This is a genomic window from Sphingobium sp. FG58, assembly GCF_057809055.1.
Genome location: NZ_JBMDJF010000013.1, coordinates 1 through 21,687, shown reverse-complemented (window position 1 = coordinate 21,687; position 21,687 = coordinate 1). Strand labels below are relative to the sequence as shown.

General features: G+C 63.6%; 9 protein-coding genes. 6 read left to right on the top strand and 3 right to left on the bottom strand.

Annotation, left to right across the window (positions count from 1 at the left end; all coding sequences use genetic code 11):
- From ACODR8_RS14605 to ACODR8_RS14585, 5 genes are read left to right on the top strand one after another with little or no spacing between them, the layout of a single operon-like run.
- Complete coding sequence (locus tag ACODR8_RS14605; protein ID WP_489007977.1) at nt 1-2,541, top strand: glycoside hydrolase family 3 C-terminal domain-containing protein; 2,541 nt, start codon at nt 1-3, stop codon at nt 2,539-2,541.
- Complete coding sequence (locus ACODR8_RS14600) at nt 2,538-3,965, top strand: glycoside hydrolase family 125 protein (protein WP_489007926.1); 1,428 nt, start codon at nt 2,538-2,540, stop codon at nt 3,963-3,965. The genes ACODR8_RS14605 and ACODR8_RS14600 overlap by 4 nt, the downstream gene beginning before the upstream one ends.
- The gene (locus tag ACODR8_RS14595; RefSeq protein ID WP_489007925.1) at nt 3,962-6,256 is read left to right on the top strand and encodes a GH92 family glycosyl hydrolase; all 2,295 of its coding nucleotides are present in this window, start codon (nt 3,962-3,964) and stop codon (nt 6,254-6,256) included. The genes ACODR8_RS14600 and ACODR8_RS14595 overlap by 4 nt, the downstream gene beginning before the upstream one ends.
- Nucleotides 6,253-8,514 (top strand): hypothetical protein, encoded by a 2,262-nt coding sequence (locus tag ACODR8_RS14590; protein ID WP_489007924.1) that lies wholly within the window; start codon nt 6,253-6,255, stop codon nt 8,512-8,514. The genes ACODR8_RS14595 and ACODR8_RS14590 overlap by 4 nt, the downstream gene beginning before the upstream one ends.
- Nucleotides 8,511-10,418, top strand: a complete 1,908-nt coding sequence (locus tag ACODR8_RS14585; protein WP_489007923.1) for an alpha-L-fucosidase — start codon at nt 8,511-8,513, stop codon at nt 10,416-10,418. Before ACODR8_RS14590 ends, ACODR8_RS14585 begins: the two co-directional genes overlap by 4 nt.
- Nucleotides 10,419-10,434: 16 nt before the next feature.
- Here the strand turns inward: ACODR8_RS14585 and galA are convergent, their stop codons facing one another.
- From galA to ACODR8_RS14570, 3 genes are all read right to left on the bottom strand, one after another.
- Nucleotides 10,435-13,320, bottom strand: a complete 2,886-nt coding sequence (gene galA, locus ACODR8_RS14580) for a beta-galactosidase GalA (protein WP_489007922.1) — start codon at nt 13,318-13,320, stop codon at nt 10,435-10,437.
- Nucleotides 13,317-14,060: a copper homeostasis protein CutC gene (locus tag ACODR8_RS14575; protein WP_489007921.1), complete on the bottom strand. Its 744-nt coding sequence runs from the start codon at nt 14,058-14,060 to the stop codon at nt 13,317-13,319. The genes galA and ACODR8_RS14575 overlap by 4 nt, the downstream gene beginning before the upstream one ends.
- A 149-nt stretch (nt 14,061-14,209) precedes the next feature.
- Complete coding sequence (locus ACODR8_RS14570) at nt 14,210-20,713, bottom strand: autotransporter domain-containing protein (RefSeq protein ID WP_489007920.1); 6,504 nt, start codon at nt 20,711-20,713, stop codon at nt 14,210-14,212.
- Nucleotides 20,714-21,431: 718 nt separating this feature from the next.
- Between ACODR8_RS14570 and ACODR8_RS14565 the strand changes: the two genes are divergently transcribed.
- On the top strand, nt 21,432-21,687 hold a 256-nt coding region (locus ACODR8_RS14565; RefSeq protein ID WP_489007919.1), incomplete at its 3' end, for a hypothetical protein.

The following is a 21,687-nucleotide window of genomic DNA, read 5'->3' as shown; positions in this document are numbered from 1 at the left end:
ATGCTGGTCCTGCTGGCGGCGGCCACGCCTGTCGTCGATGCTGATATCCAGGCGAAAATTGCGTCGATGACAGCGGCGCAAAAGGCCGCGCAGCTGCAATCGGGCGCGCCGGCCGATGGCCCGGAGCTGCCCGCCTATGACTATTGGAACGAGGCGCTGCACGGCCTGGCCCGCAATGGCGTGGCGACGGTGTTCCCGCAGGCGATCGGCCTTGGCGCGACCTGGGACCCGGACCTGATGGAGCGGATCGGCACGGTGGTATCGACCGAGGCGCGCGCCAAATATAATGGCCTGCCCGGCCAGGACCGGCGGCGCTATCAGGGGCTGACCATATGGTCGCCCAACATCAATATTTTCCGCGATCCGCGCTGGGGGCGGGGACAGGAAACCTATGGTGAGGATCCGCTGCTGACCGGCAGTCTGGCCGTGGGCTATGTGAAGGGGTTGCAGGGACCGGATCTCGCGCAGCCCCGCGTCATCGCCACGCCCAAACATCTGGTCGCGCATAGCGGGCCGGAAGCCGGACGCGACAGCTTCAACGTCCAGTCCAGCGCCTATGATATGGAAGCGACCTACCTGCCCGCCTTCCGCATGGCGTTGACGCAAGGCAAGGCGCTGTCGGTCATGTGTGCCTATAACAGCGTCCATGGCGTGCCGGTTTGTGCGTCCGACTGGCTGCTGAACCAGCGGGTGCGGAAGGATTGGGGCTTTGACGGCCTGGTCGTGTCGGATTGCGATGCGATCGGCAATATCAACCATTATCAGCGCTATCGCCAGACCAACGCCGCCGCGTCGGCGGTGGCGATCAATGCGGGCATGGACCTGAATTGTGGCAAGGCCTATGCCGCACTGGACAAGGCGCTGGCGCAAGGGCTGACGACGACCGCGACAGTCGACACTGCGCTTGCCCGCACCTTTGCGGTGCGCAAGGTGCTGGGTGACGCATTTGGCGCGAAGAGCCGGTGGGACAGCATCCCGGCGAGCGCCGTCGATACGGCGGCCAATCAGGCGCTAGCGCTGGAAGCGGCGCGCAAGTCGCTGGTGCTGCTCCAGAATGACGGCGTCCTGCCGCTGAAGCGCGGCGCGCGCATTGCTGTTGTTGGTCCCAATGCCGATAGTCTGGATGTGCTGGAGGCCAATTATCACGGCACAGCTGCTGATCCCGTAACGCCGCTGGCAGCGCTGCGCAAAAGGTTCGACGTCCATTATGCCCAGGGATCGACGCTGGCCGACGGCGTGCCGGTGGTCATCCCCGAAACCGCCTTTGCCACGGGTCTGAAAGCTGAATTTTTCGCTGACCCGGCCATGACCGGCGCACCGATCACTACCCAGACCCACAAAAAAGTCGATTTCGACTGGAACCGCACGTCCCCTGCGCCCGGTGTGCCGTCCGATCGCTATGGCGTGCGCTGGACCGGGACGTTGATGCCGGAAGGGGCTGGCGAACATATATTGCGCATCGATGTGCCGCGCTGTTTCGATTGCAATGGCCATGATGCGGTGCGGCTGTGGATCGATGATCAACCGGTTATCGTGGATACAGGGGACAATAGCAAAATCGAGACGCGGCTGGACTTCGATGATGCGCGGCCCCGCAAGGTCCGGCTGGAACTGTCGCATGCCAGCGAAGATGAAGGCATAAGGCTGACCTGGGTCGCGCCGCCCCTGCCCCAGCGCAGCTATGCCGTTGCGCAGGCGCGGGCTGCGGACGCCGTGATCGCCTTTGTCGGCCTGTCGCCCGCGGTCGAGGGCGAGGCGCTCCAGATCGAAGTGCCGGGCTTTTCCGGGGGTGATCGCACCGATATTGCTTTGCCGCAGGCGCAGCAGCAATTGCTGGAGGCCGTGAAAGCCAGCGGCAGGCCATTGGTCGTCGTGCTGATGTCGGGCAGCGCGGTGGCGATGCAATGGGCCAAAGATAATGCCAATGCGATCATCGCCGCCTGGTATCCCGGTCAGGCGGGCGGCACGGCGATCAGCGACCTGATCGAGGGACGCTATGCGCCGTCCGGTCGTCTGCCGGTCACCTTCTACGCCAGGACCCGCGACCTGCCCGCCTTCGTCGATTATAATATGCGGGAGCGGACCTATCGCTATTTCCATGGCACCCCGCTCTGGGGCTTTGGCCATGGCCTGAGCTACACGCAATTTGCCTATGATCGGGCCGAAGCGCCAGCGGAGATAGCGGCCGGAACCACGCTGACCGTCAAGGCGCGACTGCGTAACAGTGGCGATCGTGATGGTGAGGAAGTGGCGCAGGCCTATCTGATCCCGCCGGAAGAACTGCAACGGATCGGCGATTTCAACGATCCACTGTTGCGCCATAGCCTGGTGGGCTTCCAGCGGGTGATGCTAAAAAAAGGCAAGGACAAGATAGTGAGTTTCACGCTCGATCCGCGCGCCTTGTCGACGGTGGATCGTGATGGCATGCGGGCCGTGCGGCCCGGCGCCTATCGCCTGTTTATCGGTGGCGGGCAGCCGGGCGAAGCGAGCGGCGTGGAGGTTCCCTTCACGATCAGCGGAATGCAGGAATTGCCCAAATGAGGATGGATCGCCGCGCCATGATCGCCGCCAGTCTGGCCATGGCAGCAATGCCGGCCATCGGCGCTGCGCCGCGCACCGCCAGCAAGCGCCCTGCCCCGGCCGATCGCCGCTTCACCAGCCCGGCGGTGGACCGCGAGATCGCCCGCGTCTCGGCGCGGATCGGCGATCCTGAACTGCGATGGATGTTCGGCAACTGCTATCCCAACACGCTCGACACGACCGTGTTCATGGGCGAGGTGGACGGCAGGCCCGACGCCTTCGTCATCACCGGCGACATTGAATGCCTGTGGCTGCGCGACAGTTCGGCGCAGCTCAATCCCTATGTTCATCTGGCGCGCGACGATGCCGCACTGCGCCAGCTATTCCGCGGCCTGATCGCCCGGCAGGCGCGCTCGATCCTGATCGATCCCTATGCCAATGCCTTCATGCGCGATCCCGCCGCCAAGACCAACCTGCCCTGGGCGCTGGCCGACGATACCGACATGAAACCGGGTGTCGCCGAGCGGAAATGGGAGGTGGACTCGCTCTGCTATCCGATGCGGCTGGCGCATGATTATTGGCGGGTGAGCGGCGATGCCGCGCCGTTCGATGCGCTGTGGCGTGACGGTGCGCGCGCCAGCATCCGCACCTTCCGCGAACAGCAGCGTAAGGATGGTCCCGGTCCCTATCGCTTCTTGCGGCGCGACAGACTGGCCACCGAAACGCTGATCCTGAACGGCTATGGCGCGCCGACACGCAAGGTCGGGATGATCCACAGCATGTATCGCCCGTCCGACGATGCCTGCATCTTTCCCTTCCTGGTCCCCGCCAATCTGTTTGCGGTGGCGGCGCTGCGCAAGCTGGCGATCGTGGCAAGCGAGGCGGCGAAGGACGATGCGCTGGCCAGCGATGCCAAGGCGCTGGCCGATGAGGTCGAGGCCGCCACTCGCGCCCATGGGACGATGATCGACCCGGCGACTGGTGAGCGGCTCTGGGCCTATGAAGTGGACGGCTTTGGCAACGGCCATTTCATGGACGACGCCAATGTGCCGAGCCTGTCCGCGCTGGCCTATCTGGGCGCGGTGCCAGCCGACGACCCTTTGTTCCGGCGGACGGCTGTAGCCGCGTGGAGCGAGCGCAATCCCTATTTCTTCAAGGGCAAGGCGGCGGAGGGTATCGGCGGTCCCCATGCCGGGTTGCGCATGATCTGGCCGATGGCGATCATCATGCGGGCGATGAACAGCGACGATGACGCCATCATCCGCCAGTGCCTGCGCTGGCTCAAGGCCAGCCATGCCGGGACCGGCTTCATGCACGAAGCGTTCGATCAGGATGATCCCAAGAGCTTTACGCGCCACTGGTTCGCATGGGCCAATGGGCTGTTTGGCGAGCTGATGCTGGATCTGGCGCGGCGCAAACCTGCTTTGCTGGGAGAGAGACTGTGACCCGCCTGACCCGCCGCGCGCTGCTGGCGAGCAGCGGTGCGCTGACGCTGGCCGGTGCCTTCCGGCTGGATGCCGCGTCGGTAGCGGCGACTCCGCCCGACCTGTTCGTCGGAACCGGCGGCGACGGTCACACCTTCCCCGGCGCGTCGATGCCCTTTGGCATGGTGCAATTGTCGCCCGATACCGACACGGCGCGCTGGGACACCTGTTCGGGCTATCATCATGGCGATGCGTCGCTGCTGGGCTTTTCGCACACCCATCTATCAGGCACCGGGATCGGCGACATGCTGGACGTGCTGGTGGTGCCGAGGCGTGGCCCGGTGCGCTTGCAGCCGGGGCCGCTCGACCTGTCCGAACCGGGCTATCGCCAGCGTTACAGCGGCGAGCGGGCCGAGCCGGGCTATTATGCCGTCATGCTGGAAAGCGGGGTGCGGGCGGAACTGACGGTGACGCCGCGTACCGGCATCCATCGCTATCATTTCCCCGCAGGGCCGGGCCATGTACTGATCGACCTGAGCCATTTGGTGATGGAGGGACCGGGCGACGCGCCGCTGATCGACGAGGCGGCGCTGCGTTGGGACGGCATGATGCTGACCGGCACGCGGCGGGTGTTTCGCTGGGCGAAGGGACGGCGCATCTTCTTTGCGATGCAACTGTCGCGGCAACCGGACAGCATCGACTTTTTCGGTGATGAGGATGCACCCGCAGGCTCCACTGGCGTCACCGGCAAGCGGCTGAAGGCCGTGCTGCATTTTGACGATGCCGGACGGGTGCCGTTGCTAATCCGGTGCGGCATATCGGCGGTCGATCAGGATGGGGCCATCGCCAATCTGAAGGCCGAGGCGCGGCATTGGAATTTTAATCGCTATCGCGCCGCCGCGCAAAAGGCGTGGGACGCGGAACTGGGCCATATTCGGGTGGAAGGTGGCACGGCGGAGCAGCGCACGATCCTGTCGTCCGCCCTCTATCATGCGAGCCTGGGGCCGACGCTGTTTTCCGATGTCGACGGGCGTTATGTCGGGCTGGACCGGCAGGTCCACCGGCTGGCCGATGGCGAGCAGGCCTATAGCGCCTATTCGCTATGGGATACCTATCGGGCCTTTCACCCGCTCCAGACCTTGATCCGGCCGAAGCAGGCGGCGGCGTTCACGTCCGACCTGATCCGCCAGACGCAGCAAAACCCGTTCGGCCCCCCGGTCTGGCCGTTGCAGGGGGTGGAGACCGGCTGCATGATCGGCTGGCACAGCGTTGCGGTGCTTGCCGAAGCGCGGGCCAAGGGCATCCCTGCCGATTATGCCGCTGCCTGGCCGGGGATCGAGAAGCGGCTGTTCGACTGGTCGGCCCCGCATCTCGACAACAGCCTGGGCATTCGCGAATATGACGAGATGGGGTTCATCCCCGCCGACCGCATTTTTGAAAGCGTGTCGCGCGTGCTGGAATATAGCTATGACGACTATGCCGCCGCGCATATCGCCGATGCCGCTGGCGCGGGGGACCGGGCGGCGCGGCTGCGGCAGCGGTGTGGCAACTGGCGCAATGTTTTCGATACGGAAACCGGCTTTGCCCGGCCGCGCCTGGCCGATGGGCGGTGGGCCGAACCCTTTGCCCCCAATGGCATTGGTCATTCCAAGACGTGGCGCGATTTTACCGAGAGCAATAGCTGGCAGGCCACATTTCTGAACCAGCATGACGTGTATGGCCTGATAGCGGCAATGGGCGGGGACGCCGCTTTCGAGGCCAAGCTGGACGGACTGTTTACCGCCGATTCCACCCTGCCCGAAGGCGCGCCGCCCGACATTAGCGGGCTGGTCGGCCAATATGCCCATGGCAATGAACCCAGCCATCATGTCGCCTATCTCTACGCCTATTGCGGGGCGGCGTGGAAAACGCAGTCGATGGTCCGGCGACTGATGGCGGAGATGTACAAGGCCGCGCCCGACGGTATTATCGGCAATGACGATTGCGGGCAGATGAGCGCCTGGTTCATCCTGTCGGCGCTGGGTTTCTATCCGGTCGATCCGGTGAGCGCGACCTATGTGCTGGGCAGCCCCCTGTTCGAGCGGGCGATCGTGCGGCTGGGCGAAGGCCGCACACTGGTGATCGAGGCACCGGGGAACAGCGCCGCCACGCCCTATGTGCGCGCCGTCAGCTGGAACGGGCAGCCATGGACGAAAAGCTGGATCGCCCATGCCGATCTGGTCAGGGGCGGCACGTTGCGGTTCGAGATGAGCGATACACCGAACAAAAGCTTTGCCGCGCGGGTCGAGGACCGCCCCGGCCGCCCCGCATGACCCTGGTCGCCGCCCTGATGCTGGCGACCGCGACCGGCGCAGTGCCCGCGCCGGTCGCGCTTCAATCCGTCTGCGTCGAGGGAGAGCCGGTCGCGGCCGGGCTGCTGCGGCAGAGGCTGGCGGAGCGCGGGGGGCGATCGGCGGGATGCAGAGTGCGGGTGCGGATGATCGAGGCACGCGGGATGGCGCAAGAGGCGTTCCGCATCGACCGGCGGGGTGATGGCATCGCCATCCGGGCGAAGGGAACGCGCGGTCTGATCTACGGCGCAGGTTGGGTGCTGCGCCATACCGATGGCCTGCTGCTGAGGCTGGATGCGCCGGTGACGGAGCAGCCCCAGCAGGCGGTGCGTGGGACGCAGATCGGCTATCGGTTCAAGAATAACAGCTACGACGCCTGGACCCCCGCGATGCTGCGGCGGCGGATCGAGGATTTCGCGCTGTGGGGGGCAAACCGCATCCAGATCATCGCGCCGCGATCCGACGATGCGCCGACATCGCCCTTGATGCCGGTGCCGCCGGAGCAGGCGGTCGCCGCCATGGCAGGGGCAGCCACAGTGCTGGGTCTAGACGTCGCGATTTTCTATCCGGCGCTGGAAGATTATGACGGCGGCGCGGCAGATGCGGCGGAGGCGGTGCGGCTCGATGTGCTGTTGCGCAGCCTGCCCAAGGTCGATGCGCTCTATATTCCCGGTGGCGATCCGGGCCATAGCCCGCCTGACCGGCTTTTCCCCCTCGCCCGGCGGCTGGCGAGCGTCCTGCGTGGGCGCTTTCCGAAGGCGGAACTGCTGTTATCGACGCAAGGGTTCGATGCGGCGGGACTGGATGCCTTTTACGCGCAGCTGGGGAAGCAGCCGCGCTGGCTGAGCGGCATTTTCGTCGGGCCGCAGACGCGGGAGAGCGTGGCGGCGCATCTGCGCCGGATCAGCGGACGATATCCGGTCGAGCTGTATCCCGATACGGCCCATGCGATGCAGGCGCAGTTGCCGGTGGCAGACTGGCACCCGGCCTTCGCACTGACGCAGGGGCGCGAGCCGGTGAACCCGCGACCGGCGGCGATGCGGGCGGCCTTCGATCATCTGTCGCCCGGTACGCGGGGCGCGGTCAGCTATTCCGAAGGGATCAATGACGACTGGAATGTGCATCAATGGCTGGCGCTGGGATGGAAAGCCGACACTGAGCTGGACATAGCAAAGCAATATTCGCGCTTTTATATCGGCGACCCCGCCTTTGCCGCGATCCCGGCGATGCTGGAGGCGAACTGGCGGGGTGATCCGGCGGGCAATGTCGGGATCGATGCGACGCTGGATGCTGTTGAACGCATCAAATCAACAAGTTGGCAGGCCGATCTTTATCGCTATCGCGCGGTCTATGACGCATTGGTCCGCGCACGGTTGATGGGCGCGAGGGCGCGGCAGGCAGAGGCGCTGTATACATTGCGGCAGACACCGGGCATCGGGCCGGACGCAGCCGTGGCGGGCGCGCGCTTTGCCTATGCGCGGCCAGACGCGGAACGGGTGGCGACGCTGCACGAGCGATTGGTGCTTCTGGCGGACCAACTATGGACGAAGGCCGGGATGCAGTTGTCGGTCGAGCGGCATGGCGCGTCCCACTGGCGGCGGGGTGCCAATCTGGACCGGGCGATGATCGATTTGAACGATCGGGTCGCGGTGGAGCGGGACATGGCTGCGGCGCTGGCGTTGGCGACACGGGCCGAGCAGGTCAAGGCGTTGGTCGCGATCGGCGACCGGTGGGGCATGGCGGATTTGGCGCTTTATGATGATCTGGGCGATCCCGGCAATGAGCCGCATCTGGTGCGCGGGCCGGGCTATCCCGACGATCCGCAACTGTGGCGCAGCGCGATTGACGGCGTAGCTGGACATAGTCCCGACGAAGGCTGGCGCATGGCGGAACTCAGCTATGCCGAGGCGCTGTATGAGCAGCCGCTCATGCTCCATTATGAGGGGCTGGAGAAGGGACGCACCTATCGGCTGCGCTACACCTGGGCAGGCGAGGATTATGTCCTGCCGCTGACGCTGACCGCCAACGGAATGCAACTGCCCGCCCCACCCGTGCGCAGCGCCAATCCGCAGCGCGTCGAGCTGGCCATACCGCAAGCGCTGACCGCCGGTGGGACGCTCGACCTGAGCTGGACCCGCCCGCCGGGCATCGGCGGCGGCGGGCGTGGACGGCAGATTGCCGAAGTGTGGCTGATCCCCCAGCCGTTGAACCAAGACTTGCCTAACGGAGCCAAACCATGACCGCCTATGTCACCCGTCGCACCCTGATGGCAGGATCGCTGATCGCGGGCGCCAGCGCCTGCGCGCCGCGCGGTCCGGCAGGGGTCACGGCCCGCCCTGCCCTGCCCGCGCCATGGGGCGCGACGCCATCGCCCCGCCAGATGAAATGGCATGACCGGCGCATGTATGCCTTCGTCCATTTTTCGATCAACACCTATACCGACAAGGAATGGGGCTATGGCGACGAAGATCCCAAGCTGTTCAATCCGACCGATTTCGATCCCGACCAGATCGTCGCGGCGGCCAAGGCCGGTGGCCTCAACGGCCTGATCATCACCGCCAAGCATCATGACGGTTTTTGCCTGTGGCCCACCATGCTGACCGACCATTGCATCCGGTCCAGCCCCTATAAGGACGGCAAGGGCGACATAGTGGGCGAACTGGAGCAGGCCTGCCGTCGGGGCGGAATCGGCTTTGGCGTCTATCTGTCGCCATGGGACCGCAACCGCGCAGATTATGGCACGCCCGCCTATATCGACTATTACCGGGCGCAACTGACCGAATTATGCACCCGCTATGGCGATCTGTTCGAGGTCTGGTTCGACGGGGCCAATGGCGGAGACGGCTATTATGGGGGGGCGCGGGAAACCCGCAAGATCGACGCCCCCGCCTATTATGACTGGCCCGCCATCGTCGCGCTGGTCCACCAGCTGCAACCGGGTGCCTGCACCTTCGATCCGCTGGGGGCCGACATACGCTGGGTCGGCAATGAGGATGGCCATGCCGGTGACCCATGCTGGCCGACCATGCCCGACGAACCCTATGACCAGGTGAAGGGCAATAGCGGGGTGCGCGGCGGCGCGCTGTGGTGGCCCGCCGAAACCAATGTGTCGATCCGGCCCGGCTGGTTCTATCATGCGGACGAGGATGCGCAGGTCAAGACGCCGCAGAAACTGATGGCCATGTTCGACCAGTCGATCGGCCATGGCACGACATTCCACCTGAACCTGCCGCCCGACCGGCGCGGTCGGATCGCCGAGCGCGATGTCGCCAGCCTGACTGCGTTCGGCGACGCGGTGCGCGCGAGTTTCGCGACCGATCTGGCACGCGGCGCGGTGGCGAGCGCCAGCGCCGACATTGGCGGCACCGCCGGCCATGCCATCGACGGCAATCCTGAGAGTTTCTGGTGTGCGCCAGCCGATGCGCGCGACGCCAGCCTGACGCTGGACCTGGCCCCCGGCACCCGGTTCGACACGATCCGCTTGCAGGAATGGCTGCCGCTGGGGCTGCGCACGACCAGCTTTGCCATCGACATCGCCGATGACGGGCAGGATTGGCGGGAGGTCGCGCGCAAGGACATGGTGGGACCGCAGCGGCTGGTGCGGCTGCCTGCGCCGGTGTCACCGCGCCGGGTACGTTTCCGCGCTGTGGCGGCAGAGGCCGGGCCGACGCTGCGCGAATTTGCGCTGTTCCTGTCGGTAGCGCCGGTCACGCTGCCCCCGGCGCAGGTCAATGATCCCAGCATCGTCGCGCGCGACGGGTGGACGATCATCGCCGCCAGCGCGCCAGGCGGCGCGGCCATGCTGGATGACAACGCCAAGACGGCCTGGACCAGCCCGGCCCCGGCGATGCTGACCATCGATCTGGGCAAGGCGGAGACGTTGGCCGGATTTACGCTGACCCCGACCCGCCATGTCGATCCGCAGGCCGCGCCGCCCGCGCGCTATATGGTGGAAACCAGCGTCGATGGCCAGCGCTGGAGCAAGGCGGAAGAAGGCGAGTTCCAGAATATCAACTATGCCCGCGCGACGCAGCGCATCCCCTTTTCCGCGCCACGCCCGGCGCGCTATGTGCGGCTGCGCTTCCCGCGCCCGGCAGTGCCTGCGCCCGCCATCGCGATCGCGACCATCGGGGCGTTCCGGTAAGGCGCGGCGCGGGCGGTCAGTCCCGCGCCTCCACCTGCACCCGGCCGAGCAGGCCGGACGGCTGCCCCGCGTCCGAACGGATCAGAAGCGCAACCTCCTTGGCGCCGGGCGGCAGGTCAGCGACCAGCGGGGCGGATGCGGCTTCGGCTCTGGTGACCAGCAGACGACCGTCGACCCATAGTTCGGCCTGTCCGGCGAGGGCGGTGAAGCTGATTCGGCCACCGCGCGCGATGATCGCCTTGCGCTGGGGCAAGGCCGCGCGATAGACGCACCATTGCGGTATGGTATCGGCTGGCGTCGGCGTGCCTGCGCGCATGAAGGCCCACAGATTATTGTCGCCATCGGCCGGGCGCGAGGCGGGATCGGGGCGATCCGCAAAGGCGGGTGAGCGCCGCCATTCGCCGACCAGCGTGCGCGGCGGCAGCGCCGGAACCGACGGGCGGGGCGTGACCGCCAGTTGCGGGAGGACCAAGCGGGCGGACCGCAAGCCCTCCGCCTGCGCCTCTACGCGGATCTGGCCGCGGCCCGTGCCTGCCTGAAGGATCATCTGCGCAAGGCCGTTGAACAGCGACCGTTCGGCTGCCTTTTCGCTTTCATGGCAATTGGGATCGCCATTGCCCACACCGATCAGGGTCGCGCCGTTGATGGTGAAGCGCGCCATATATTGCGCGACCGGAACATGGTGGCCGCGTGCGTCGATAGCGTCGATGGTGATGGCCAGGACATCCTCCCCATCGCCGCGCAGATGGGCGCGCGTGGGCGTGAGGCGCAGCGCGACCGCTGGACCGGCCGTATGGTGTGCGGCGCGAGCGACGACCTTCCCATCGCGCAACGCCTCCACTTCCAGCAGGCCGGGTTCATAGCTGGTCCTGACGGTTACGCCCATGATCCGGTCGCAGGGCTGGTCCGCGACGATCCGGCCATTGACCCGCACCCGCACCCGTGGCGCATTGGAGGTTACCAGCAGATCGATGGGCTGCCCTTCGCGCCCCGGCCAGGTCCAGTGCGGCGCGACACCCACGACTGGACGATCATCGATCCATTGGGCGCGGCGGATATCATAGGCGGTCTTGGCAAAGCCGCACAGGTCGAGAATGCCAAAGAAGCTGGCGATCGTCGGCCATTCATAGGGGGTGGGTTCGCCATGATAGTCGAACCCCGTCCAGACAAAGCCGCCAGCGACGAAGGGCCGCTCGGCAATCGCCTTCCACGCCTTGCGGTGGGTGGCGCCCCAGGGTGCCGCTTCTTCATCCATGGCGGCGATGACATGCGCGCCCGCGTCGCTGGCATAGGCGCCGCGCGTCATGAAGGCGCTGGTATCTTCCGAACTGGTGAGCGGCTGGCGCGGATTCAGCGCGTGGAAACGGTCATAATCGTCGAGATAATAGTTGAACCCCATGACATCGACGACCTGCGACACATTGTCGGGATCGTAGAAAGATCCGTTCATCGCCGCCGTGACCGGGCGGCTGTCATCGAGCGCGCGGACGGCAGCCCGCATCCGGCGAACCATCTCCACCCCGGCGCGCGTCCCCTGCATCGGTTCCTCATTAAACACCGACCACAGGATGATGCTGGGATGGTTGCGATGGGCGCGGACCAGCCATTCCAGCTGCGCCAGATTTTCCGGCGCGGGATTGAAGATGCGGTTTTCGTCCATGACCAGAAAGCCCATCCGGTCGCACAGGGCATAAAATTCCTCCGCCTGCGCATTATGCGAGCAACGGATGGCGTTGCAGCCCATATCCTTGAGCCGCGCCAGCCGCCAGGCAAGCAGCGCGTCCGGCACCGCCACACCGACCCCGGCATGGTCGAGATGGACGCACACCCCCTTGAGCTTGACGGGCGTGCCGTTGAGCAACAAGCCCCGGTCAGCGTCGAACGCGATGGTGCGAAAGCCGATGGGAATGATCCGCCGGTCGGTGCCGTCCGGCCCATCCAGCAGCAGATCGACACTATAGAGCGCGGGATCGTCGACCGACCAGAGGCGGGGTGCGGCGACCGGGATGGTCAGGGCGACGCTGGCCTGCGCGAGGGGCGGCACGTCCAGCATCGCCTGCTGACGGCTTACCTCCCGCCCGTCCGGGTCTCGCAGGATGGCGGTGACGCGCATCGAACGCGGGTCGCGCGCGATGCTTTGGGCGGTCAGGGTGACAGGCACGCGCCAAGCGCCACCCTCCTGCCGGGGATCGCAATGCACGCCGTCCGTGGCGATCGAGACGGCGGGGTGTCTGGCGAGCCAGGCATGGCGATAGAGGCCCGCGCCCTCATACCACCAGCCTTCCATCGCATTGGCATCGACGCGGATGGCGACGACATTATCCTCCTCGCCAAAACGGGCGAAGGGGGTGATGTCGATGTTGATCGCATTATAGGCGGAGAAATTGCGCGCGACGACGCTGCCATTGACCCAGATGGTCGCCTGCGTCGCGATGCCGCCGAAATGCAATTCCAGCCGCTTGTCCCGATCAGCCGGGTCGAGCCGGAAGGTACGGCGATACCAGCCGATGCCGCGCGGGCGATAGCCCTGCGAAACGTTGGCGCTTTTGACGAACGGCTGGGCGGAGGCCCAGTCATGGGGCAGGCGCACCCTTTGCCAGTCGCCATCGTCCCAGTCGATCGCCGCCGGGCCACGGGCATTGCCTGCTTTCACCGACAAATAGGTCAGGTGATGGCCGACCGGCGGCGGCACGTCGATATCGCCTTCATGGAAGCGCCAGCCTTCATCGAGCAGCAGGCGCGAGGGATCGCTTTGCGGCAGGTGCCAGGGGGCGTCGTCACGGGGACCAAGGCCGTGGAGCAACGGCGATGCGTCAGGTGCGGGGCGCGCGGTCGCGACGTCAGGGAGCAGGCTGGCAGCCAGACCGAGTGTCAGGGTTTCGCGGCGGTGGAGCCGGATCATTGGTCGATCGCCTCTCTGATGGCGCGCACCTGGGCAAGCGATGTGCGTCGCCTGTTGCCCAACGCAAATCCCAGGGCGAGGGCGTGGGCATCGACCGCCTCTGTTTCTTCGCTCGCGGAGGCATGGACTGCCGACACGCCGGTGGAGGCGATGATCGCGCCGACATTGGCGGCGCGGACGCCTGCGCCGGGCATGATGATGATCCGCCCGGCCGCGCGCGCCTGCATTGCAGCGAGTATCGGGAGCGCATCAATGGCCCGTGTCGCGCCACCCGATGTCAAGATATGGTCGAAGCCGAGAAGGACGGCCTGATCGACCGCCGCGACCGGATCATCGACCAGATCGATCGCGCGATGCAATGTCAGGCCGATGTCGGGGCGGGATTGGCGCATCGCGGCGGTCCAGTCGGCGAGCGCCGCGCCGTTCAGTTGCCCGGCGCGCGCTGCGCCGAACACCAGCCCGTCAACGCCCTGCCCGATCAGCGCCACACCCTCCGCCCGTGCGGTGGCGAGATCGCTCGCATCATAGGCAAAGTCGCCATCGCGCGGGCGGACCATGGCGCGGATGCTCATGCCCCGCTGCCGCACGGCCTCCACCGCCTGCGCCACCAGCCCGGCCGATGGGGTCAGCCCGCCCAGCGCCAGCGCGCTGCATAATTCGATCCGGTCCGCCCCTCCAGCCAGTGCGACATGCAGGTCCGCCAATGTTTCGACACAGACTTCCAGTTTACGCCTGATCATCAGCGTCCCATCACATGCAATATGTCAGACAAGTATCTAGAACCTGTGACGGCGCTAGCGCAAGCGCGGGCTGCATCGGACCAGCAACTGCTAGCCGATTTCAGCATTATCGGAGCGGCGGGAAGCCGCTCAGCCCGCGCATCGACGTCTTAAAAGGCGAATTTCAGCCCAATATTTGCCGAAGCCCGACGGTCATCTTCGCTATAGGTCTGGGCTGCGTTGGCGAAGAGCGAGAGGGCGGAACTGACCCGCATCTCCACGCCGCCGCTGACGCTGCCCACCAGCCCGCCACGGCGCGCGCCGAGCGATAGCAGGCCCTGATCGGAGCCGGCAAAGCCCGCCAGCGCCAAGACGTTACGGCCCTTCAGCTGATATTGGACACCCAGCCGCACGAAGGGACGGAAGGACGCATCCGACGCCCGGCTGCGGCCGAAGGCGATGCCGCCATCGGCGACCAAGGCATCATGCTCGTCCTTTGCGACATCAAGTGCCCAGACGCTGCCATTATCCTCGCTCACGCCCGTGCGGGTCGTCGCGACATAGGTCAGACCGACGTCAGGCTGCGCCGCCCAGTCGCTGCCCAGAATAGCCTCGTAAGAGAGCGACAGGTCGCCGATCCAGTTCTTGAGGCGGAAGCGGCCACGCGCCTTTCCGCCATCGGGCGTCAGGCGATCGATATCGGCATCAAGCTGGTGGTAGGCCAGCGTCGCATCGAACCGCAATGCCCCCATCGCGTAGCTGCCAGCGACACCCGCGAGCCAGCCATCGGCATCGGTCTGCGATCCCAATTGGCTCAGCGTCTGGCGCGAGTCCAGATAACCGCCAAAACCCGCGACCGACCAGCGATCCGTGCCGATGCCCAAGCCGCCCAGCAGGCCATAGCTGCGCGAACGGCTAGCCGACAGGCCAGCCTTGTCGTCCGCCGCGATCCGGCCAAGGCCGCCCAGATACTGGCCGATGCTGAATGCCCGCGGCGCATCGTCACCCGATAGCCGGGCAATGCTGCGGGTCGCATTGGCGATGGTCAGGCCGTTTTCGACGCCCATCTGGGTCGCTGAAGCATAGGGTTCGGCGGTCAGGCGCGCGAAGGCAGCGGCATTGGATGCGCCCGATGCCGTTACCAGCACCGGCAGGGCGTCGATCAGGCTATCGCTGGCCGTGCCGGCCCCGATCACGGCATTGGTATAATCGACGGCGCGCCGTACCTGCGGCGTGAAGGCAGCATCGTTGAGGAACTGGCCGAGCAGACGGATGCGCTTGTCATCCTGAACAATAAAGCCAAACAGGCTGTCGGGTTTCACGATGCTGGTATAGCGGCCCGATATGCCGCCATTGGCGATGATGAGGTCGAGCGTGGTGCCCGGCTTCACCTGCTGGTCGGCGGTCAGGACCAGGCCAGCCCCCTGCGAGATCGTCAGCGTGCCGGAAATCAGCAACTGGTCGGACAGGGTCGGCGTGATCTCCATCAGCGTGGTCGATCCACCGGCCAGGGCGACATTGCCCGTCACGGTCATTGTGCCGGGTGATGCGCCGGGGCTAAGCGTGCCAGCGACATTGATAGTGCCGATCACAAGGCCAGCCGATCCGAAGGTCGCGCCCTGCCGCACCACGATGCTCCCCGCACGGATGGTCGAGCCAGCAAGCCCCACCAGACGCCCGCTGATCAGGTCGATCACGCCAAAATCGGCATCGCCAGAGACGGTTGCATAGCCGCCGCCCATGTCCAGCCCGTTGATGCGATTGACCGCAGCGAAACGGACCGGTGCAGAAACGCTACCGGCATTGAGCAGGATGCGATTGCTGCCCGCGCCACCATCGATCGAGCCAGCGAACTGGCCGTTGATGATGAAGCGGTTGTCGGCGCTTCCAAAGGCCAGCCTGTCCGTAGTCAACGAGGCACCGCTGGCGAGGGTCAGGCCGCCCTCTGCATTCACGCTCTGTAGGGTGAAGTCGTTGATGAGGGTCAGCGTACCCTGCCCTTCCACCGACAGTCGCTCGAAGCCGGTCTGCGCGCCGATGCCGCTGCGGTCGCCCGCCATGATCAGGCGATAGAGATCGGTCCCCGCGCCACCATCGACCAGGCCAGCCACGCTGCTGCCTGTCTGTTCAGTGAAGCTGTCATCGCCCGCGCCCAGCGAAACCGGGCCGCCGATGGTGCCGCCATTGACGATGCTGTCATTGCCGCCAGCCAGCGCGATGCCCCCGCTGATCATGCCCGCATTCAGCACGCTGTCATTGCCCGCAGCTCCAGCGATGGTGATTGCGCCAGCGCTGCTCAGCGTCTCGCCCGCCGCCACGGTGATGGTGCCGCCGTCCAGGCCGATCGTGTCGAAGTTGAAGTCGCCCGAATAGCTGACATTGCCTTCGCCAGTCTGGACGAAGCGTTCGAAATTAACGAACTGGTCGGCATCGACCGCGCCGCCGCCGGTCGCGTCAACTATGAAGCTGTCCATGCCCGCACCGCCGTCAACCGCGCCTTGCAGGATTGCGCTTGCCAGTTGGGAGAAGCTGTCGTCGCCGTCGCGCAGATAGACGTCGCCGATGATCGTCCCACGATTGACGATCACATCGTCGCCAAAGCCAAGGTCGATATCGCCGCGGATGATACCGCTGTTGGTAAGGCGATCGTCATGGCTGCCGATGCTCTGGATCGCGCCCGCAAGACGTGTCGTCCCAAGTTGCAGCGCCAAACCATCGTCTGCATCCAGCATCGTCCCGGCCTGACCGTTGATCTCGCCGCCATTGTCGACGTTGATTGCCAGGCTCGACAGAATGGCGGTCGAGGCATCGCCAAGCGCTTCGATAACGCCGCCCTGGGCGTTCGTGACGGTCAGGACCGAGCCGGATATTCCCGACGCGTGGATCGCGGAAGCGGGAGCCGTATAGGAATAATCCCCCCAATAGTCGTAGGAAATCAATTCGCCACCGCCATTGGCGCGTAAGGTTCCGCTGTTCCCGATCGTAAAACTGCCCGGCATCTCGAAAAGGTCAGCCAAGTTGATTGCTGATCCCCATTTGGCAGAGGATTGGATCGTGCCACTATTGGCGATATCGACGACGCTTCCCGCACTGCCTGAAAACAGGCTGAGGGCGATGCCATTCTCAATCGCCGTGGTGATCGTGCCTGCGTTGTGGATGGCAATAGTCGCCGGCCCATCGGCATTGAAATTACTATGGACGCGGCCTTCGATCCGTCCTTCATTGCTGAAGGTGACTTCACGGAGCTGGTCGCTATACAGGCTGACAGCGATGCCGTATCGGTCGTTACCGCTGATCGTTCCTGTATTGCTGAAGGAAAGCGTGTCGATATTATGGATCGACACTCCAGTATATTCGGCATCTTGTTTACCGATTACCGCGCTGTTGGAAAAGGCACGCGCGGCACCGAAAAATGCCGATATATTCGCCTCATTGGAGAAACTGGCCAAAGGCTCCAGTTCCAATTCGAACGGATAGGCATAGACTTGACCGGTGATAACGCCATCAGATTGCACGCGATTGACGATATGGCCATTGCCACCAATGGCGAAACCATTGGCGATCGGGTCGGCAGCTTCCAGCGTCAAAACCGTATCGAGACCTTCTGCGCGGACCAGTTGGGCTTCAAAATTTACCCCTGGCACCGTTCCGAGGGTTATAGTCCCGCTGCTTTCGAACGTCTGACCGAAAACGTCAAATCCCTCGCCCCCATCAATGACGCCCGAAACGCCTATGTCCGAACCCTTTGACAGGAAGATGTCGTTCGCGGCCCCGAACAGCAGATCTCCATTCAACATGCCGCCATCGGAAATATATAAGATGCTGTCGTAGCCGCGGCCGTCCACCCGATAGGCCATGTCCACCGTGCCGGTGATGATGCCCGCATTGGTGATCGACCCGCCACCGCTGACCTGGATCGCCGTTCCATTGCCATCGATCGTGCCGTTCAGGCCGTTGACAAGTGCCAGCGACCCATTGCCGCCGATCGCGACCCCATTTTTACTGCGCAAAACCCCGTTATTGATGATGTTCGTAGCATAGGAATCGGCCACGACGGCGCGCCCGTTCATGCTGATCGTACCGCTGTTGGTCAAATATGATGTAACGACGCCAATTGATGTCGTGCCGTTCTCCAACTCCGCGATCAGGCCATTATTATATACATATCGTGCGCCGTTGATGGCCGCTGCGCCATCGACAAGGATGACGCCGTTATTCGTGACTTCAAGCCCTCGGCTGATTGCACCAACATAGCTGTAGGGCGAGATTGCGAGATTCTGGAAGCGCAAAGTGCCGTCATTTATGAAGCTACTTTCAAAACCCAGCGCAACCATGGCGCCAAAGGAGGGGTAGCTACCGGTCGCACTGCGCACCGCTGTCAGCGTACCATGGCTCCTGACCAACAGCGTCGAATTGTTGTAGTTTTCGCCTGGGAGGATGACGCCTTCAACGATGCTGAGCAATCCGTCTTCAGCGAAATTGAAGTCCGCGGCCAGATCGACAATGCCCTTGCCGGCCAACATCAGACTGTCGCTTTGTGCTGACGCCGCGCTGAGGGAGAGGGTCGCACCCTGCGCGACCTCATAGCTGGTCGCACCAAAGCCGGTCAGGCGACCGAGAGTCGCACTGGCGTCCGTTGCGGCCATATAGCGAAGGCTTGCGCCATTGCCATGGATGGTGCCGTTGAAGCCATCGAAGGTCGTGCCGCCCGACGTCGGCAGAGAGACGGCCAGCATGTCGCTGCTGCCCAGGATGAGATCACCGTTGAGGATGCCACCCTGCAGCGCGATGTAGCTGTTGCCATAGCCATAGATCGAATTGCTGGCGAGATTGACGGTCCCGTTGATCGTCCCTGCATTTGCGACCGTACTGCCATAGACTGAATAGCTGGAGTCCTGCGGACCTATCGCCAAAGTGCCGCCTGAAATAACGCCGCCCGCTTCATTCATCAGCCCCCCGCCGGTCATCGCCACGGCAATCCGCGGAGAGGAGATGGTGCCACTGTTTTTGAAGTTGCCGTTCAGCAAGACGCCGACCGTGGCACCATCGATGAGGCCGATGTTCATCAGGGGCGCACCATAATAGGTGTCGACGTGCAGGGCGATATCGCCGGTCGAACGGATCGTCCCGGTATTCACCATGGTCCCCGATCCGAAGTAGATCGCCCGTTTGGAAGCGGTTATGTCGCCTTCATTGGTGAATGTGGTCGAATGGAGCGACAGGGCATTGCCCTGGACAGTGATCGATCCACTATTGTCGAACGTCATTTGCCCGAAAGACAGCGCCGTCGCATATGGGTCCGCATTTGCGGCATTGATGCTGCCTTCGTTCTGGAAAGTCAGGCCATAATAATCGCCCGTATTCCAGATCCTGGCGTTCGGCTCCGTCAGCGTAATCCCGGTTTGGTTCCTGATAGTCCCATTACCAACCAGGAACAGGGGAGCATTCGCGACGAAGCCATCGACGAGCGCGACATTTGCCGTATTCAGCGCCGTGATGCGGACCTGCTCGAAGCCAGGCAGCGCGATGCGCTGATCAATGGTGCCGTCGGCCTCGAACCGCACATCGATTGTGTCATTGCCTTCGCCGCCATCGACGCGGCCGGTAACGCCCGTGCGCAAGCCCGTGACCGGATCGAACGCGGCAATGAGCATGTCATGGCTGCCGCCGAGCAGCAGATCGCCGTTGATCGTACCCAAGCGGGAATCGATCGTGCTGGTTGTCGCGTAATATGGGGAGAAAAGGGCCTGCGTGATGACATTGCCATTGATCAGGCCCGCATTGGTCAATTGCAGACTGGCTGTGGTGCCAATCGCCGTGATGTCGCCTGTAATGACGCCACCAGCCTGGTTATCGACGGAATAGAAATAGCCCTCAATCGCGCGGTTGCCGCTGTCATTGGCGATTGTTCCGGCGTTGACCAGCATGGCACCGGCACCCAGGTTGGCGATCGTCGCACTCGCGCTATTGGAGCGGATAGTGCCGTTATTCTCAAGGTCTGCCTTGGGGCCGTAACCGTCGCCGATCCTGCCGTCTATGGCGCTCGATACGCCGCCGTCGATCAGCCCGTCGTTGGCCAGTTGGGTCAGCTTTCCGCTGATCGCGCCCATGATCCCGGGCTGACGATTGACCAGCCCAACATAAGCGGAGGCGGTGTCCGCAAGATCATCCCGGATTGCATAGCCATCGGCGCCGGTGATTGATCCGCTATTATCGACATTCAGGGTCATGGAGGCATAGGGATTGTCCGGCCCGTTTGACAGAAGAATGCCCGTGCTGCCGTCGATGCGACCGCCGGCCCCCACCACGACACCCAGATAATCGGATGCATAGGACGGGCTGGCAGTATCGAACCGGACACCGGCATGGCCTATGCCCTCGACATGACCGTCGATATTGAGAAACACTGTACTGGAATAGACATCGCTGCGCGCGCGCTGGACCAGAATGGCGTCACTGCCGGACGAGGCGATACGCGCACCGCTGGATAGCGAGACGCTCGTATTCTCGGAGGTAATGACAAGACCATCATCGTCGATGCCCTCGCAAATGGTCGTTCCACCTGTGACCGGCGGATCAGGCTGGCATTGGGCTATTGCGGCGTCAGTGAGCATTGCCGACAAGACAAGAAGGCTGACGCCGCTGGCGCGACGTAGCTTGTCTGAAAACTGCATCTAAATACCCCAAAAACCCCAGATTTTGATCGTTATTGCAAAGTCCTGGACGCTTTGTCTAGTTATTTGATCCGCGCATTTGAACCATCCTGGTCCTATCGGCGGTTATGATTATCATGTACCGGGGATTCGCCGAGGGCAGCCGGCTCGCCAGAGCATGATGGAGGCAGATATGGAAGTTTACATGACTATCTTGGTGCCGGACACTTCACCGCAGCATTCATGCGCGACTTGCGTTCAGGCATGATATGGCGGGCAGGGCGCCTCACTGAATTTTGTCATTCTTATATAATTTTCTTTATAAACAATATGTTGAATTTTTTCCGGCAATCAGATTGCATCATTTGAGCAGATTGCGGCCACGGTCAAGATTGGGTCCGGCAAGGAACGTAGCTCTCTAAATTCGGATTAAAAGACAAATAGCTTGTCAAACTCGCCGCTCCCTGATACCTGATTTCTATAACATGAAACGGGATGAGTGATGTCGGGCATTGGCGACGCTATTGTCGAAAACGTCAAAAATGACTGCCTGTCACCAGGCTTACGCAACGGGGGCTTGCTGGCGCGCGCCCAGGTAAGCCAGTCTGCGCTTAGTTGACGCCCGTTTTTGCCAATCACGCGAACCAATCTTCTGATTTCTTAGACTAGTCCTGTCAAATCATGATGCAGAGCGCATCATTACGCTATAACATTCGGCTTAAAGGAGGCGGGTGCAACCATGACAGCAAAAATATACGATGCCAACAAATCTGAACTAATGGCCATCAGTGGCCTTGAGAGAGAAGGCAATGAGCTGGTCATTCGCGGCAAAATTTATGGTGCCATGCCGATGTCAGCACGGTTGCGGCCAGAGGATGTTCGCAACCTGCTAAAGCTCCTCGACCTCAAGATCATAATCTTTGCGATCAGCATGTTGTTTGATCGTGTCCCGCGGGATGGTGTAACAGCGGGTATCCTCGGTAGAGGATCGGACT

Excerpts from the sequence above, each read along its gene's own strand:
- ACODR8_RS14575 (WP_489007921.1), bottom strand. The coding sequence starts at position 14,060 with ATGATCAGGCGTAAACTGGAAGTCTGTGTCGAAACATTGGCGGACCTG.
- ACODR8_RS14585 (WP_489007923.1), top strand. The coding sequence starts at position 8,511 with ATGACCGCCTATGTCACCCGTCGCACCCTGATGGCAGGATCGCTGATC.
- ACODR8_RS14600 (WP_489007926.1), top strand. The coding sequence starts at position 2,538 with ATGAGGATGGATCGCCGCGCCATGATCGCCGCCAGTCTGGCCATGGCA.
- galA (WP_489007922.1), bottom strand. The coding sequence starts at position 13,320 with ATGATCCGGCTCCACCGCCGCGAAACCCTGACACTCGGTCTGGCTGCC.
- ACODR8_RS14605 (WP_489007977.1), top strand. The coding sequence starts at position 1 with ATGCTGGTCCTGCTGGCGGCGGCCACGCCTGTCGTCGATGCTGATATC.
- ACODR8_RS14590 (WP_489007924.1), top strand. The coding sequence starts at position 6,253 with ATGACCCTGGTCGCCGCCCTGATGCTGGCGACCGCGACCGGCGCAGTG.
- ACODR8_RS14570 (WP_489007920.1), bottom strand. The coding sequence starts at position 20,713 with ATGCAGTTTTCAGACAAGCTACGTCGCGCCAGCGGCGTCAGCCTTCTT.